Source organism: Microbulbifer guangxiensis (assembly GCF_021729075.1).
In the GTDB taxonomy this organism is placed as follows: Bacteria; Pseudomonadota; Gammaproteobacteria; order Pseudomonadales; family Cellvibrionaceae; genus Microbulbifer; species Microbulbifer guangxiensis.
This window is the reverse complement of record NZ_JAJSAQ010000001.1, coordinates 553,907-569,603: the sequence shown is the minus strand read 5'-3', so window position 1 is coordinate 569,603 and position 15,697 is coordinate 553,907. Positions and strand designations below refer to the sequence as shown.

Annotated in this window: 14 protein-coding genes; 8 read left to right on the top strand and 6 right to left on the bottom strand. The window is 60.9% G+C overall.

The features are described from left to right. Positions 1-8 precede the first annotated feature (8 nt). Genes pxpB through LVD12_RS02415 form a run of 5 tightly spaced genes read left to right on the top strand, consistent with a single transcriptional unit; the run spans position 9 to position 4,446 of the window. Positions 9-722 (top strand): 5-oxoprolinase subunit PxpB, encoded by a 714-nt coding sequence (gene pxpB, locus LVD12_RS02435; RefSeq protein WP_237065385.1) that lies wholly within the window; start codon positions 9-11, stop codon positions 720-722. Continuing rightward, entirely contained in the window at positions 715-1,659 is a 945-nt protein-coding gene (locus LVD12_RS02430) for a 5-oxoprolinase subunit C family protein (protein WP_237065384.1), read from the top strand. Before pxpB ends, LVD12_RS02430 begins: the two co-directional genes overlap by 8 nt. After that, the gene (locus tag LVD12_RS02425) at positions 1,649-2,626 is read left to right on the top strand and encodes a glutamate cyclase domain-containing protein (RefSeq protein WP_237065382.1); all 978 of its coding nucleotides are present in this window, start codon (positions 1,649-1,651) and stop codon (positions 2,624-2,626) included. Before LVD12_RS02430 ends, LVD12_RS02425 begins: the two co-directional genes overlap by 11 nt. Continuing rightward, on the top strand, positions 2,623-3,696 hold the full coding sequence (alr, locus tag LVD12_RS02420) for an alanine racemase (protein WP_237065379.1): 1,074 nt from the start codon (positions 2,623-2,625) through the stop codon (positions 3,694-3,696). The genes LVD12_RS02425 and alr overlap by 4 nt, the downstream gene beginning before the upstream one ends. Positions 3,697-3,714: 18 nt before the next feature. Then, the gene (locus LVD12_RS02415; RefSeq protein WP_237065377.1) at positions 3,715-4,446 is read left to right on the top strand and encodes a 5-oxoprolinase subunit PxpA; all 732 of its coding nucleotides are present in this window, start codon (positions 3,715-3,717) and stop codon (positions 4,444-4,446) included. Positions 4,447-4,501: 55 nt separating this feature from the next. Here LVD12_RS02415 and LVD12_RS02410 read toward each other — a convergent pair whose 3' ends face one another. From LVD12_RS02410 to LVD12_RS02390, 5 genes are all read right to left on the bottom strand, one after another. Next, complete coding sequence (locus tag LVD12_RS02410) at positions 4,502-5,143, bottom strand: C39 family peptidase (protein ID WP_237065376.1); 642 nt, start codon at positions 5,141-5,143, stop codon at positions 4,502-4,504. An 83-nt stretch (positions 5,144-5,226) separates the two neighbouring features. Beyond that, positions 5,227-6,201 carry an N-acetylmuramoyl-L-alanine amidase gene (locus LVD12_RS02405; protein ID WP_237065374.1) on the bottom strand — a complete coding sequence of 325 codons (975 nt, stop codon included), beginning with the start codon at positions 6,199-6,201 and terminating at the stop codon, positions 5,227-5,229. Further along, on the bottom strand, positions 6,186-6,743 hold the full coding sequence (locus LVD12_RS02400; RefSeq protein WP_237065373.1) for an NlpC/P60 family protein: 558 nt from the start codon (positions 6,741-6,743) through the stop codon (positions 6,186-6,188). The genes LVD12_RS02405 and LVD12_RS02400 overlap by 16 nt, the downstream gene beginning before the upstream one ends. After that, a complete protein-coding gene (locus LVD12_RS16185) occupies positions 6,740-8,932 on the bottom strand; it encodes a M1 family metallopeptidase (protein WP_237065372.1) in 2,193 nt (730 codons plus the stop codon). Before LVD12_RS16185 ends, LVD12_RS02400 begins: the two co-directional genes overlap by 4 nt. Next, the gene (locus LVD12_RS02390; protein ID WP_237065371.1) at positions 8,929-10,110 is read right to left on the bottom strand and encodes an MFS transporter; all 1,182 of its coding nucleotides are present in this window, start codon (positions 10,108-10,110) and stop codon (positions 8,929-8,931) included. The genes LVD12_RS16185 and LVD12_RS02390 overlap by 4 nt, the downstream gene beginning before the upstream one ends. Positions 10,111-10,659: 549 nt before the next feature. Between LVD12_RS02390 and LVD12_RS02385 the strand changes: the two genes are divergently transcribed. The 3 genes from LVD12_RS02385 to LVD12_RS02375 are packed head-to-tail and all read left to right on the top strand — an operon-like array spanning position 10,660 to position 13,993. Next, positions 10,660-12,060 carry an NlpC/P60 family protein gene (locus tag LVD12_RS02385; RefSeq protein WP_237065370.1) on the top strand — a complete coding sequence of 467 codons (1,401 nt, stop codon included), beginning with the start codon at positions 10,660-10,662 and terminating at the stop codon, positions 12,058-12,060. An 11-nt stretch (positions 12,061-12,071) separates the two neighbouring features. Continuing rightward, complete coding sequence (locus tag LVD12_RS02380) at positions 12,072-13,166, top strand: dipeptide epimerase (protein ID WP_237065369.1); 1,095 nt, start codon at positions 12,072-12,074, stop codon at positions 13,164-13,166. 35 nt (positions 13,167-13,201) lie between these two features. Continuing rightward, a complete protein-coding gene (locus tag LVD12_RS02375) occupies positions 13,202-13,993 on the top strand; it encodes a MurR/RpiR family transcriptional regulator (RefSeq protein WP_237065368.1) in 792 nt (263 codons plus the stop codon). A 94-nt stretch (positions 13,994-14,087) separates the two neighbouring features. On the opposite strand, the gene LVD12_RS02370 is transcribed toward LVD12_RS02375, so the two are convergent. After that, positions 14,088-15,521: a transglutaminase-like domain-containing protein gene (locus tag LVD12_RS02370; RefSeq protein ID WP_237065367.1), complete on the bottom strand. Its 1,434-nt coding sequence runs from the start codon at positions 15,519-15,521 to the stop codon at positions 14,088-14,090. Positions 15,522-15,697 lie beyond the last annotated feature (176 nt).

Genomic DNA, 15,697 nt, shown 5'->3' with positions numbered 1-15,697 from the left:
GCTGACGTATGTGGCAATTACAGGACGCCGGTGATGAGTCGATCATCATCTATCTGGCGCAAACCCCAAACGAGACGGTCCTGCAGCGCATCCGCCTGTTGGTGGATTTAATTCGCGATTCCCTGGCCGGCTGGGTCACCGATGTGGTGCCCTCCTATTGCTCCATCACGGTTTATTACGATGTGCTGCATTGCGATGCCCAGGCCATTGCCCGGCGCCTCACAGTTTTGCTGCAACAGTTTGAAGCGGATGGCGCGGGCAGGGCAGTAAGGGACAGCGTGGAGCGTGCGCGGCAGGTGGAATTGCCAGTTTTCTATGGCCGGGAAGTGGCGCCGGACCTCCAGCGGGTGGCGGAGTTTGCCGGCAGGACCGTCGAGGAAGTCGTCCGTCTGCACAGCGAGACGGAATTCCGTGTTTACGCCCTGGGGTTCCGCCCCGGCTTCGCCTATATGGGGGAGACCCCCGAGCTGCTGCGGGTACCGCGCCTGGATACCCCCCGGCGCCGGGTTCCCATGGGTGCTGTTGCCATCGCCGGGCCGCAGGCAGCGGTGTACCCGTGCGAGTCTCCCGGTGGCTGGAACCTGATCGGACGCTGCCCGGTGGCACTGTTTGATCGCCGTGAAGACCCGCCCCGCGTCCTGCTGCAGGTGGGGGACCGGGTGCGCTTCACCCCCGTCGACAGGGCCACTTTTCTCGAGCTCGGCGGGGTGCTGGATGGCTGACTTCGCCATTGTGGAAAAGGCCGGCCCGCTCACCCTGATCCAGGACACTGGTCGTCGCGGCCAGCAGCACCTGGGGGTCAGTGTCGGTGGCGCTCTCGACACTCATGCCGCTGGGTGGGCCAACCTGCTGCTCGACAACACGGCCAGTGCCGCGCTGCTGGAAATCTGCCTCGGTCCCTTCGCACTGCGCTTTCCCTCTGCCACGCGGATCGCCATCACCGGCGCGGACTGCGGCTGGCAGCTGGATGGCGAAGCACTGCAACCCTGGTCATCCCATCGTGTGCCTGCGGGCGGCCTGCTGCAGGCGGGTATGGCCCGCGATGGCCTGCGCGGTTACCTGGCCGTTGCCGGTGGCTTCAAATGCCCGCCGGTCTGGGGCAGTCGCGCCACTACGGTGGGAGAGCGACTCGGCGGGCTGAACGGGCTTAACGGAGAGCCGCTGAAGAATGCGGACCGTCTGCCATACGGGCAGGACAGCGGGGGCGGGCTGCGGCAGGCCCCCGCTGAATTCCAGCGCCGCTATGACGCCCCCCTGGCGCTGCGCCTGGTACCGTCCAATCAGTATGCCGATTTTTCCGAGTCGGCCCGCCGGCAGTTCTTCGGGCAGGAATACAAGGTGGCCCCGGATTCCGATCGCATGGGTGTACGGCTGTCCGGAGAGGCGCTGGAAGAGGTGCCAGGCAACCTGGTGTCCGAGGCGGTCTGCCCCGGTGTGGTTCAGGTGCCGGCCAGTGGCCAGCCAATCGTGTTGATGCGCGACTGCCAGACTATCGGTGGCTATCCGAAACTCGGTCACGTCTACAGCGTGGATCTGGACTGGCTTGCACAGGCCAGGCCGGGCGCCCGGGTCCGGTTTATGCCCGGTTCCCTGGCGGAATCCCAGGCCCTGCTCAGGGAGCAGCGGCAATTTTTTATCGGTGCCAATGATGATCGCTGATTTTACCTCCGACACGGCGCCCGGACTGACTGCCCTCGCCCTGGAAATCGAGGCGCGCCTGGTGCGTCTGGATCGGCGCGGCATGGGGCGGGTGCGCGATGCGTGGCAGAGGGGTTATCTCGATTCGTCCGTGCGTGCCCTGTTGCGACAGCGGGCACGGGTATTGATTGTGAGCGGTTTTCCAGTCGGGGACTCGTTCGAGACAGACGGCCCCGCAGGTGCGCTGATGTTGGCCGCGGCCCTGAAGCGCCTCGGCTCCGAGGTGGGCATTCTCGGGCTGCCGCAATTCCTGTCACAACTGCGCGAGGCTGCCACACTGCTGGACCTGGGCCCCGAGGTGCTCCTCAGCTGTGAAAGTTCGGTCAGCGGGGAAGATTGGGCTGATCGGCCGGAACCCTATGACTGGCTGCCGCAAGTCGTGAACACGTTTTGCCCCACGTTGCTGGTTTTCGTCGAGGTGCCGGGGATTGCCAGTGACGGCTGCCACTACAACATGCGGGGTGCAAACATCAGCGCGCGGACCCACGGCTGGGAGTCGCTGCTGTCAATGTGCGGGTGTCCGAGCCTGGCATTCGCTGATGGCGGCAATGAACTGGGTATGGGGTGTGTCGGCACCGCGCTTCAGCAACTGGATATCGAGCCGGCAGTCGCAAGCACGGATCACCTGGTGATCGCTGATGTTTCCAACTGGGGCGTCTATGGTGCGATAGCGCTGGCCTCGGCTTACACCGGGCGCGATCTGTTCCCGTCACCCGCGCTTGATTCCCTGCTCGAGACCCTTAACCGCTCTGGAATCGTCGATGGTGTCACTGGTGTCGCAGATCCCACCGAGGATGGCCTGCCGGCCGATCACGGTGCGAGCCTGATCGCCGAGTTGCGACAGCTGTCCGCCACACGAGCTTTTCGGCAATCCGCCGAAGCGTTATCGGCCGATTTCGCGGCCTGTTCTCTGGAGCCAATAGCATGAGTCGTCCACTGCGGGCACGGGTCAACCTGGATGCTATCCGGCGCAATTATGCCTTCGCCCGTTCCCTCGGGCGCGGGCACGCAGTGGCCATCATCAAGGCTAATGCCTACGGTCATGGGCTGGCGGTGGTCGGTGAGGCGCTGGCCGGTGCCGATGCCCTGGGTGTGGCTACGATCGAGGAAGCATTGGTCCTGCGTCGGGCCGGCATCAATGGCCGGCTGCTGGTATTGGAAGGCACCTTCGACCGCGCGGCGTTGCGTGAGGCCGTGGTGCAGCGCCTCGATATCGTGATCCACAGTGGCTACCAGCTGGAGATGCTGGCGCAGGTGCCGGGCGCAACCCGCCTCCGCCTGTGGCTGAAAATCGATACCGGGATGGGTCGCCTCGGTTTTCCCTGGCAGGAAACCGAGGCGATCGTTCGGCGACTGCGGACCCTGGCACCGGCTGCTGAAATTACTCTGATGACCCATATGGCCTGCGCCGACGAGCCGGACCATGACTTCAACTCGATCCAGCTGCAGCGCTTCGATACCGCCTTCGCGGGAGAGCCTCTGCCGGCGAGCATCGCCAACTCCGCTGCCCTGCTGGCGCTGCCCGGTGCACGCCGGGAGTGGAACCGTGCCGGCATCATGCTGTGGGGCGTCAATCCACGGCTCGACGGCATCCGCCACCCGGAGTTGCGCTGCACTATGGAACTGGAGTCGGCCCTGATTGCCGTGCGCCGAATCGGCGCGGGGGAGACTGTCGGCTACGGTTGTGACTACCATTTCCCTGCGGCGGGACGCTTCGGTATCGTGGCCTGTGGCTACGGCGATGGCTACCCGCGCCACGCCCCCTCAGGTACCCCGATTCTGGTCGGTGGCCACAGAACCCGCCTGGTGGGGCGGGTGTCCATGGATATGCTGGCGGTGGACCTGACCCATCTCCCGGACGCGGGGATTGGCACACCGGTAACCCTTTGGGGTGCTGCACTTCCGGTGGCTGAGGTCGCGGCCCATGCGGGCACCATCGCCTATGAGCTTCTGACCGGCCTGACGGAGCGGGTACCGCGGATTTATGAAATTGACTGACAGCCATGGAGTACAGCGGTGATCAAACTCAACTGTGACCTGGGCGAGGGCTACGGCAACTGGCAGTTGGTGGATGAGTCCCAGGTCATGCCCCACATTGATATGGCCAACGTGGCCTGCGGTTTCCACGCCGGAGATCCGCTTACCGTGCACCGGACTGTGCAGCTGGCCAAGGCACACGGGGTGCAGATCGGCGCGCATCCTTCCTACCCGGACCTGGTGGGCTTTGGCCGCCGCTCCATGGCCTGCCCCCCTGAAGAAGTAACCGCCATGGTGCTCTACCAGGCCGGTGCCCTGCAGGGGCTGTGTGCTGCTGAGGGCACGCGCATTGACTACGTCAAACCCCACGGGGCGCTGTATCACGACATGATGGGCAAAGAGGACGTCTACCGGGCGATCCTGGAGGCCGTGCGACGCATGGAGCAGGATATCCCGCTGATGCTGATGGCTACGCCCAAGCGGGAAAAGTTCGAGACCGTCGCCGCTGAATACTCGGTCCCTTTATTGTTTGAAGCCTTCGCCGATCGACGTTACCGGCCAGATGGCACGCTGACCCCGCGAACGGAGGCGGGCGCCGTGTTGCAGGAAGCCGATGCGGTGGTCGAGCAGGTCAAAAATATTGCCGCCGGTCGAGTGATCGCCAGTGACGGCCGATCCTATCCAATGCAGGCGGATACCATCTGCGTTCATGGCGACAACCCCCACGGTGTGGCAGTGATTCGGGAGATCCGCAAGGCACTGCATTCCTAGCCGGTGCAGCGATGTAGTTGCGTTCAGCAGCGCATTGCCTGCTGAGGGGCGGGGCTCAACGGAAAATATGCAACCACAGATCGTCGCCGGTGCCATTGTCATTGATGGCCAGTTCGAACGCTCTCCTCGGATAGCGGACATGCGCTCCGGATACCGAGGTATCGTAGCCACCCCACTTCTCCAGGTCCCAGCGGCCATTCGGGTCGTGTACGATGTAGTTCTCGCCATCGAAGCCGGTAACCACGACGATATGCCCGGAGGACGTGAACCAGCCGTGGACGATCACTGGATGGCCTGCTGCCAGGGCTTCCCGCAATTCCGTGATGGTGCCATCGATCTTGCTGTGGGCACGCAGGTCGCTGCCGGCCTGGCGGGCCAGGGTATTGAAGCCATCCTGTAGCGCCGCAACCGTCTGGCGGACCCCATTGAGCTGTTCGAACAGAAAGTCCGGTGTGCGCCCGTGATTGGCCGGATCGGTCAGGCCCAGGTAGTCGGTGACCATGGCCAGTGAGGTCAGTGAGCAGGTGCGTTCGGGCTCGTGGCGGTTTTCTGTCTGTTTCCAGTAGGGCAGTTGCAGGGGCTGGGCATTGGCTAAATTGGCAACCGGAGTTGCGACCGCTGCTGCGCCATGGGAGATGGCCGGCAGTAACAGCGCTGCGAGGATGAACCGGTGCAGGCGGGCCAGTGTGGGATGCATGATCGTGGTCTCCAACCGGAGGAATCAGCGCAGAGCGGTCATTCGCCCTGCGCCTTCCTTGAAGAACTGAGTTCGTGACGAAATTATTCCTGGCTTTCCAGTTCCGCTATCAACGTGCCCGGGACCTCGGGGTAGCCGCTCAGCTTGTTGGGGAAATATTTTTCCAGAAGCGCCAGCAGAATCGCGCGGGAGTGGTTGTCCACCTCGCCGTCCACTTTCCAGGGACGGAAGTGATACTGGAATGCGCGGGTGTAGAGAGTGATGTCGTCCTCGGTGGCTTCCTCCGGATCGATACCATAGCCGTAGTCGGCCAGCCACTGGGCGAAGCGGCGGCGGATGCTCTCCCGGTCGCTGCTGGTATTACCCTGCAGGTGGTCCATATGGCGCTTTACCGCCTCGTCTTCGTACCAGGCACCGATGCCGACCTCTGCGAGTTGCTGCCACGGGAAGCGCGGGCCCGGATCGATTTTGTACTGGGGCACGACGTCACCGTGGCCGACCACGCGGGTAGGGGTGATATCGGGATAGCGCGCGAGGATATCTTTGGACAGCTTGATCACCAGCTCGATCTGTTCCGGGTCAAACTCGGGGAAGAAACAGATCTCCTCACCGATTTCTTCGGTGGATGTCTCCACTGGCGGGTGGCAGTGGGCGCGGTTAACGATTTCGATACCGATCGACTGGTCGTTGATCTGGTAGCGGTCCTCCCAGCGCGCCGGGCCCGCGTGCCAGGCCCGGCGATCCTCGTCAACCAGCTGATAGACCCTCAGGTCGTCATGGGGGTAGGTGGGATCGTTGTTTTCCGGAACCAGGTAATGGGAGCTGACCGGCGATGAGCTGGGCTGGGTCAGAGCCCGCAGGGAATGATCAAAATCGATGGTGGTAAAGTGCATTACCAGGAAGCGAACCCGCTCGCTGGCATTCTCCGACTCGACCCGCTCGATTTTGTAGCCCTTGCCGTGATGGCCGACACCACCAGTAGCGCACCCGCCCAGCAATAGCGCACAAGCGGCGAGAAAGATAGCTTTGTGCGAGAGGTGATTTATTCGGAATGACATAGAGACTCCTTCAGTCGAATTCCCGAGTCGAAATCCCCGGCGGGGATTGGATCAATCTTTACGATCCCATCGTTCGACGTCATGCGATGGATATAGGTGCCGTCACCGAGGGCGATGCCCACATGGGTCAGTACGCCCTCGGCCCAGTTACCGTAGGTATTTTTCAGGAAAACCAGGTCGCCTGGCCGCAGGTCTTCAATACGGGTGATTTTCTCGCCGAATTCATCCGCTGCCAGCGAGTCCACATGCTCCGGCAACAGTTTGTCGTCGGGGCCCAGCAGATGTGCATCCCAGGGATCCCTGGTTTCCAGTGTCGCAAAGTGCTTGCCGCAGGCGGCGACCAGTACCTCACGGGTCCAGTTCATGCACTGCTCGGCCGTGCCGACACGGTATTCGCGGCTTTCCCAGGGAAGTGCCTTGGCGACGACCCTGCTGGCCATGCTCTGCTGGGGCTGCGGGGACGCCGCACCGGCGCCCACTGGCAACAGCAGGGCGGCGAATAACGGCATCAGCAGCCGACGGGTAAGGCTTGTTTTTTTCATGACGGATCAATCTCGATACAGTTATTTGTTCTGTCGGTATCTGGTGTCAGCCATAGCGGATCGATGCAGATACCTTTCAGCACTTCCCCGACCGGCAGTGGCAGTTGCAATGCCAGTTTGCCGTCACTGGCGCGCATCCAGGTCTGTGCGGGGATTTTCAGATGATAGGAGCCGCCGTTCTCCGTGCTGACCTGCAGCGGTACCGGCAACAGTGCGCTGCCGGCATTGTCGATGGTCAGATGATACCAGCGTGATTCGCGGGTTGGCTCTGGCAGGGGCGGGGGGAGGCTCATACGGCGCTCGTCTGTGCGTGCGGGCAGGGGGCGCGTGTAGGTGTCTGCAAGTTGCGGTTGTCGATCGACGACGAACTGCTGGATCCCCCCGGCGGTATAGGCCAGTGCAGCGGGTTCGGGCTGCTCAATTGACCGCAGTGGCAGAGCCATGTCGTTCTGCAGGATTCCGGTAACAGAGAAGTCCACTGAGGCCGCATCAAAAAACCAGCTGCGCCAGAACCAGCTCAGGTCTTGCCCCGCTGCAGTTTCCATCGCGCGGAAGAAATCCCCCGGGATAGGGCGTTTGCCCTGCCAGGCAGTGGCAAATTGTTGCAGTGCGCGGTCGAATTCCTGCGGTTCGAGTACCAGGTGCCGCAGCATGTTCAGTACGCTGGCAGTCTTGTTGTAGGCGTTGGCGATTTTCTGCCCGAGACTGTCGGCAGAAGTCATGATCGGCTGGTGGGTATCCGATGCAAGGTAGCCCGCTACTGAGCGCGGTTCCCCGTAAATCACATCGAAGTTTGCTTCCCAGCTGTGCTCGCCCCGGTATTCGATAAAGCTGACCAGCCCCTCGTCCAGCCAGGCCCACTCCCGTTCATCGGTGTTGACCGTCATCGGCAGGTAGTTGTGCCCGACCTCGTGGATGATGCTACCGATAAAGTCATACTTGGTCAGTGCATCCCAGGGTGGCTGATCCGCACTACCTGCTTCAGGGCTGTCACCGCTGCGCTCGGGGCGGGTGGCAATGGTGGCCAGCCCCGGGTATTCCATGCCGATCCCAGCGGCGTTAACCACGCTGACGCTTTCAAGGGGCAGGGGGAAAGTAGCCTGGTCGAATACCTGCAGGGTGTGCTCCATGGCAGCCAGCCCGAAAGCACTCCATAGCGGAGCAGCCTCTGCGGGGAAGAAAAGTTGCAGGCGGCGGCCGCGGCTATCGCGTTTGATTTGCCACTGAAAACCGGAGGAGGCCGCGAAGGCGAAATTCCTCAGTTGTTCACCGGTGAAGAACCACTGCTTCCTACGCTCGGAGCTGTGGCTGCGGTTCTCGTCGGCGTCTGCTGCGCTGACAATCCATCGTGGCTCCGGGTCATCGCTTTTCCACTGGCGCAGCTGTTGCCGCTCCAGGACCTCCGCCGGATTCTGCAATTCACCGCTGGCGGCGACGACGAAATTCTCCGGCGCGCTGATTCGTACGCGATACCGGCCGAACTCCGGGGAAAACTCACCCTGCTGCAGGAAGGGTTTCAATTGCCAGCCGGCGTAGTCCGTATAGGCCACGGCGCGTGGAAACCACTGTGCTGCCACGAAGATGCGCTTGCCATCGGTTAGGGTTTCATACCCGCTGCGGGCCACCGTGTCCTGCTTTTCCGTCAATGGCAGTCGCCATTGCATGGAAAGGGCGATCTTTTCACCGCTTTCCAGCGGGCGCGGAAGCTTGACCTGCAGCAGGGTGTTCTTTACCTGCCAGGCAAGTGCTTTGCCATCGGCACGCTGTACCGACTCCATCGTGAACCCGGTGTCGGACCGGCTCCTGGCCAGGGCCACCTGCTGTGCAGTTTCATCGCCCGTCAGCAGGCGATACCCTGCCGCGCTTTGATTCGCCAGGGCATCGTGGTCCAGGTTGAAAAAGAGGGTATCGAGCGCATCCGGTGACTGGTTGTGGTAGTGCACCACGGCGCTGGCCTCAAGCTGTGCCGCTGCTGGTTGGAGAACCACATCAATGTCATAGTCCACCCGCTGTTGCCAGTAACTGGCTGACGGCTTGCCATTGGCGCTGCGGAATGCGCCGAGCCCCAGCTCTGCCTGGGTCAGGCGCGCGAAGGGATCCTTGATGAAGAATGGCTGCGCCCATGCGCTGTTGATTGTGAGGGCAGCAGTGAAGCCGACTAGCAGACCTTTCGAGAATGACTTTGTCACAGGCTCCCCGCTGCCGGTACTGATGCCACCGCACTTTCGGGGCGCGATTCGGTCACCAGGGCCATACAGAGTGCCAGCACCACACTGCCGATCCCGAGCGCGAGCACACCGGCGTAGCCGAACGGCCCGATCAGGCTGGCCGCGAGCGGCGGACCGATGATTTCACCGACCTTGAACGCACTGGCACAGAGCACGATAAAGCGTCCGGTATCGTCCACCCGATTGAACTGGTCCATCAGCAGCGGAATGGTGAAGCTCCAGAAGAACTGGAAGACGATCGAGGTGGTGGCATAGAGCAGATAGGCGTTGCCACTGTGTTCGCCCATCAGCACGGCCATGGTGCCCACCTGGAAGGCGATGGAAATTGCCAGGGCGAAGGAGCGGCCGGTCAGCCTGCTGGCCAGCGGTGTCGCCAGCGAGCCCAGACCGCTGATGGCAAAGCCGATGCCCAGCAGGTCTCCAACCTCGGCCCCGGCGAGCCCCATATCGACACCAATACGCTCGAGATAGGCCCACACCGCCGACACGCCGCAGTAATAAACCACGGTGGTAGCAAAGACCAGCAGGGATTTGCCATGGATCAGGGGGCCGAGGCCCGCGGATTGCGGGCCAGCGGCGGTCCGCTGCGAGCGGGGGAAACAAATCGCGCACAGGAGCAGGGTGACAGCCAGCCAGCCATTCAGGTAATGGAAGAAGCCGTTGACCTGCCATACCTCCATGATCCGCGGCACGGCAAAGAAGCCGATGGTACCGAAAGTCACCTGTGCGGTGACCATCAGCCCGAAGGCCAGCGGGGGACGACGGTGATCACCGAGGCCTGCCAGAGCCACGGCATAGGCCGCCCCGCAACCGACGCCGGCGAGGATGCGGCAGGCCATCAGCAGTGTGAAATCCGTGGTGCCGAGGCTCAGCAGGTTGCCGATCAGGAACAGGACCAGCCCGGCGAGGGTAACCTGCTTCCAGGGCACGAGCCGCACCCACAGGATTGCTGAGGCCGAGCTGGCAAAGATGCCGATAACATCGGCCGCCGCCAGCCAGCCGATCTGCTTTTCGGAAAAAGTGCCCTGATCGCTGAGTCCGCCCACCCAAAGTGGAAGCAGGGTGAGAACGGCGGCGCCCATCATGGACACCATCAGGAGGCTGGCGAGGTTGTACCAGCGGTCGGGAGTCGGCTGCATGGTGGTCTTCTTCATTATTATCGATGTAGGGGCCAGTTTAAGCCCTCACCGGGGGCGATCGAAATAAGGCCAATCGGCCACAGCGATAGGTCACGATGTTGAACTGTGCGCCAGACACGGCGCAATTTCAAACCTTCTCACCGGGTGATTAAAACTAAAAAATTCTTGACGGTCCATCAAATCGAAAATAGTTTATTCCTCGAGGTTCCTTGGTTGTGGCTGCCGCATGGATCGGGATCTGGTGTTTCCCAGCATCTGGCAGCTTGCCCCGAGCGCTTGTTGTGCAGCGTTTGCAGGGGCTCTATGTGCTTTTCGTGTTCCCACCGAGCAGACCGGGCGAAGGTTTGTCCCGTCGTCTTCTCACCATTGTTGTTGCCGGCACTCTGTGCCGGTTTTTTTATGTCGCTTACAGGTTTATTCAAAGTTGTTAGTGATATTTGAATAATGTATTCTCGCGGTGGTAAGCCTGCCGGTATTGTGGTGTTCAGAGGTAAAGAGGTCTGGACTGGCGAGTGGCCGGACCCGCCGGGGGGGGACAGGAGCGAATCGATGACAATAAGAATGACGTTGACGGGGCTGCTATTCGCCCTGTCACTGCCCGCTCTCGGTGGCGGGGTTGATTTGAAGTCGCCGGGGGGCGATTCCACCTTTATTTCCGACGTCCCGGCCGTCGAGGAGGGCATGCTCTCGGCCGATTTCTGGCTGTCGCGCCTGGACGGGGATGCCATTCGCCTGTCGGAGCAGCAGATCCGGCAGTTCAATGCTGCCAATCTCACCCGGGATCAGTATCTCCATCATTTGAGCAATTTTCCGACGCAGCTGCCGGGAAAGCGCGTACTCGAATTGCTGGATGCGGTAAGTCGTCCCGCCTCGTCGCCACGCTATCACGTCGATGGACGTGTGGTGTCGGAGGCTGACTATGCCGCATGGCAGGCTGCCGTACAGCGGGACAAGCTGCCAGAGCAGGTCCCGGTGCGCTGGGGGATGGTCGTGCAGCGGGCCAGTATGCGCAGTTATCCCACCCGCACACGTATCTACAAACAACCGGATGACAGCGACCTTGACCGCCTGCAGGAGACTGGTGTTTTCCCCGGGCAGCAGCTGGCATTGCTGCATGAGAGCGCGGACGGCAAATGGTGGTTTGCGGTCAACTATCACTACGCGGCCTGGCTGCCCAAGGCGGCTGTCGCCGTTGGCGAGAGGGAAGAGATCGAGCGCTGGCAGGAGGGTGACAACCGACTGGTGATTGCCGGCTCGCAGGTGCAGACCAATTACAACCCGGTCGATCCGAGGACGTCTGAGGTGGTGCTGGACATGGGAGTGTCTTTGCCTCTGATGACGGCGGCTGAGGTGGGCCACAACGTCAACGGGCAGAACCCCTATGCCAGCTATGTGGTCCGGTTGCCGGTGCGAGATGCGCAGGGGCGGCTGGAATTTGCTCCGGCGCTGATTGCCCGCAGTCGCGATGTGCATGTCGGTCCGCTCGAATATCGCCCTTCGCTGGTGATCAAACAGGCTTTCAAGTTTCTCGGCGAGCGCTATGGCTGGGGCCATGACTACAACGGCCGCGACTGCACCGGTTTTGTCGGCGAGGTCTACAAGTCCTTCGGTATCCTGATGCCGCGCAATTCCGGCCAGCAGGGTCGCAGTGACTTTGCGCCGACGCGGCGGCTTGATGATGCCAGCCGCGAGCAGAAGTTGCAGGCGCTGGAAGAGTTGCAGGTAGGCGACCTCATCTACATTCCCGGCCACGTGATGATGTTTATCGGTCACGTGGATGGCGAACCCTATGTGATTCACGATGTAACGGGCCTGAGCTACTTCGATAGCGAGGGTGACTTCTATTCCGGGACCCTGTCGGGAGTTTCCGTTACGCCGCTGACGCCACTCTGGCTCGGCCGCAACAGTGACTTCGTCGACAGTATCTATGCAATAAAAACCATTATTTGATCGGTACCGCCATGAAAATTGTTGATGTGAAGCTGGGCATGCTCAAAGTGCCATTGATCACGCCATTCAAGACGGCACTGCGCACGGTCGAGTGTGTCGAGGATGTGGTGGTCATGCTGGAAACCGATACCGGCCATATCGGTTACGGTAATGCTCCCGCCACGGCGGTGATTACCGGTGATACCCACGGTTCGGTGATTGAGGCAGTGCGGACGGTATTCACTCCGCTGCTGCTCAACCGCGAAGTGGCTGACCTCAATCGCCTGACCCGACAAATCGGCTCGGCGATGATCAACAACACCAGTGCCAAGGCGGCCATCGAGATCGCCCTGTACGATCTTTTCGCCCAGAGTTACAAGACACCGCTGTACCGTATCCTCGGAGGCGGTGAAAACTGTCTGACCACGGACATCACCATCAGTGTCGACTATATCGACAAGATGGTGGCCGATGCGGAAAGTGCGGTTGAGCGTGGCTTTGAAATCCTGAAGCTGAAGGTGGGCAAGGACATCCGCCTCGATATCGAGCGTATCAAAGCAGTGTACTCGGCGGTGAAGGGTAAGGCGCTGTTGCGTCTCGATGCGAACCAGGGCTGGACTCCGAAACAGGCGGTGATGGCGATCCGCAGCCTGGAAGAGGCCGGCGTGATTCTCGAGTTGGTGGAGCAGCCGGTCAAGGCAAACAACCTTGAGGGAATGCGCTACATTTCCGAGCGGGTCAAGACGCCGATCATGGCCGACGAGAGCATTTTCGGTCCGCTGGAAGTGATGGATGTGATCCAGCGTCACGCGGCAGAAATCATCAATATCAAGTTGATGAAAACCGGTGGTATCTCCAATGCTTTGAAGATTGCCGACCTGGCAGGGCTGTATGACCTGGAGTGCATGGTGGGGTGCATGCTGGAGACCAGTATCGGTGTCTCCGCAGCGGCGCACATGGCCGCAGCAAAGTCCTCTGTAGTCTCCAAGCTGGATCTGGATGTTCCTTCTTTGTGCCAGTACGACCCGGTGATTGGTGGCGCAACCTACAAGGATGCGGATATCATTCTGAACGAAACCCCGGGACTGGGTATTGAAAAAATCGAAGGGCTGGAGCTGCTGGTATAAAAGCCGGCGGCGAACCGTCCAGCGGAGCCCCAAGCATGACATGTTTGCTGAAGATGCGCGCGATGCGCGACCAGATGTCAGTCAACGAACGCAAGCTGGCTGATTTCATTCTGGATAATACCAAGCTGCTGCGCGATTACTCCTCGCAGCAACTGGCGGACGTGGTTGGTGTCAGCCAGTCAAGCGTGGTGAAGTTTTCGCAGAAGCTTGGCTACAAGGGTTACCCGAGTCTCAAGCTTGCAGTCTACGAGACTTACGCGGAAACCAGTCGTGGCCAGTCCGGGCAGGGCGGTGGTGATGGCCACTTTGCCCAGCCGGACAATCCCCTCAGCCAGCTCGGGCAGAAAAAGCTCGAGGTGCTGGAGAATACGGCAGGCATCAATGAGGCGGAGAGTCTTGCCGCAGCGATAGCCGCAATTCGCGGTGCCCGCTGTATCCAGGTCTCTGCCTGCCCCGGCTCAGTGGCAGTGGCAAAATATCTCACTTACCAGTTGCTGGAGCTGGGCTGCTGGGCGGTGTTCGTGGAAGGGGCCCAGGTCCAGCAGCGGATCGCGAACTCGCTTGGTGAGGAGGACCTGCTGTGCATCATCTGTGATTTTGGTGGTGAGGAGTCGCTGGTGGATGTGGCCAATCACGCCCGCGAGCTGGGTGTCAAAGTGCTCAGCCTGACCCGTTACAACTACAACGCGGCCAGCATCCATTCGGATATCCGGCTCTTCGTGGTGCCCGCCGATGAGGATGAGGATATGCAGCGCTTGCTGTTCCGTTCCGGCCAGTTGCACCTGGTAGAGGGACTTGTCAGCGGGTTGCTGACCCAGGAGGCCTGATCCACTGTTGCTTTCCAGCGCCTACAAAAAGGCCGAAATCCCCCGGGGGATTTCGGCCTTTTTGTAGGGTTTTATTGCTGCGGCTGACCGGGGCTCAGCCCTGGTCGACCACCTCCCACTCCAGGCTGTAGTCCCACTGGTCGAAATAGAGATTGCCGCCGCGCCATTCCACCTCGCCGCGTTGTGAGTCGACGGTCTCGGAGCGGAAGTGTTGCTTGGCAGGTAAGAAGGGTTCGCCGTAGTCGCTGTTGAAAATCAGGCGGTAGGCGTCAATACCGCCGAGGTAAAACCAGGTCTCGCTGTCATTCTTGCCGGCCAGCTTGCCGTGGGTGACATCCATGGGCATCCAGCCATAAGGGGCCAGGTAGAGCTGCCCCCAGTCGTGCATGGTGTCAAAGGTGGCGGGGGAAAACTCCCAGCCGGACTCCCAGCGGGCGGGGATGCCGTTCATGCGTAGCAGGGTGATCAGCAGCATGGTCTGTTGGCCACAGTCAGCATGTCCCGCTTCCGCTGCGTATTGGCTGATATTGCGGATAGTCGAATACTCGCGGGCCCCGGCCCAGGGGATGCTGTCTACGTAGGCAAACAGTTTCTGCGCGATTCGGTAGGGATTGGTCTCGTCGCCGACGATGCGCTCAGAGAGCGCGCGCAGGGAGGGACTGAACTGTATGTGCGGGGCGCGCTCCCCGAGGAACGGGGTCAGGGCCTCGGTGGGCTCCACCATTTTTACCCGCTCGGGATTGATTCGGGTGAAGCGGGCGATACTGTCAAATTCGTAGCTCACAGCAAATTCGACCGGTTTGCCTGGTTCGGCCTGCTTCTCGAAGTAAATAGTGCGCTGGGGCTGGGTCACCGGTGCCAGCACGTGGTCTGATGGTGAAGAGGCCAGCAGTGCGACATTTTCCTGGCGGCCTTCGATGGTTTTGGGAAACGGCAGCCAGGCGCGGACGGTCTCGCCAGCAGGTACCGCGTCCGGGTCGACGCTCAGGGAGTAGCTGACACGGATGCGCTTGCGGACCGGTTCTTTCGCCTGAATGATTTCCCTGTGGTGCGAGTGCAGTTGATACAGCGGTGCCTTATCCGTAAACCGGCGGTATTCCCCGGTCCTCGCTGCTGCGGCATCAGAGATATGGACCAGGTTGTAGGCGGTCTTGCCAAAAAAGCGACGTTCTCCGTCGATGATTTTTGACTCCAGCAGCCCGGCGTTGTCCCATGCCTCGATGTCGGCATCAGTGGCATCAGGAATATAGCGCTGGATTGAAGTCAGCAAATCGTCGCGCTGAAGGGTGAAGTCCATCTCAATGCGGCGCATCCGTTCCGCCTCAAAGCGCAGCTGCCGGTGTTCCGACTTCAAAGCCTTATTCCCGAGCAGTTGTTTGATCTGTTCGCGGGCGTCGCTGTAACGACCGCTGTCGACCAGTTTCTGTACATCCCGGAGGTTGTCCGCCGCACCGGCACTGAGAGAGGAAAAGGTAATCACGGCGGACAGGAGTAGCGTTAGCTTGCGCGAGAGGTTAGGTGAGGACACGGGGTGCTCCCTTTTTTGCTGCTGCCTTTTTGTGCTGCTGGCTGTGCGGTTGGCCTTACTTCCGGCCTGCTTGATACCAGATTCGGCAGCGTGAGGTTGGAATAAATTATATTTACACGTATTTTATGAGTTGATAAATTATTCTACTCATGACGGGCCGTCAAGGATCCGCAGCC

Excerpts from the sequence above, each read along its gene's own strand:
- pxpB (WP_237065385.1), top strand. The coding sequence starts at position 9 with ATGTGGCAATTACAGGACGCCGGTGATGAGTCGATCATCATCTATCTG.
- LVD12_RS02430 (WP_237065384.1), top strand. The coding sequence starts at position 715 with ATGGCTGACTTCGCCATTGTGGAAAAGGCCGGCCCGCTCACCCTGATC.
- LVD12_RS02425 (WP_237065382.1), top strand. The coding sequence starts at position 1,649 with ATGATCGCTGATTTTACCTCCGACACGGCGCCCGGACTGACTGCCCTC.
- alr (WP_237065379.1), top strand. The coding sequence starts at position 2,623 with ATGAGTCGTCCACTGCGGGCACGGGTCAACCTGGATGCTATCCGGCGC.
- LVD12_RS02410 (WP_237065376.1), bottom strand. The coding sequence starts at position 5,143 with ATGCATCCCACACTGGCCCGCCTGCACCGGTTCATCCTCGCAGCGCTG.
- LVD12_RS02405 (WP_237065374.1), bottom strand. The coding sequence starts at position 6,201 with ATGTCATTCCGAATAAATCACCTCTCGCACAAAGCTATCTTTCTCGCC.
- LVD12_RS02400 (WP_237065373.1), bottom strand. The coding sequence starts at position 6,743 with ATGAAAAAAACAAGCCTTACCCGTCGGCTGCTGATGCCGTTATTCGCC.
- LVD12_RS02390 (WP_237065371.1), bottom strand. The coding sequence starts at position 10,110 with ATGCAGCCGACTCCCGACCGCTGGTACAACCTCGCCAGCCTCCTGATG.
- LVD12_RS02385 (WP_237065370.1), top strand. The coding sequence starts at position 10,660 with ATGACAATAAGAATGACGTTGACGGGGCTGCTATTCGCCCTGTCACTG.
- LVD12_RS02380 (WP_237065369.1), top strand. The coding sequence starts at position 12,072 with ATGAAAATTGTTGATGTGAAGCTGGGCATGCTCAAAGTGCCATTGATC.
- LVD12_RS02375 (WP_237065368.1), top strand. The coding sequence starts at position 13,202 with ATGACATGTTTGCTGAAGATGCGCGCGATGCGCGACCAGATGTCAGTC.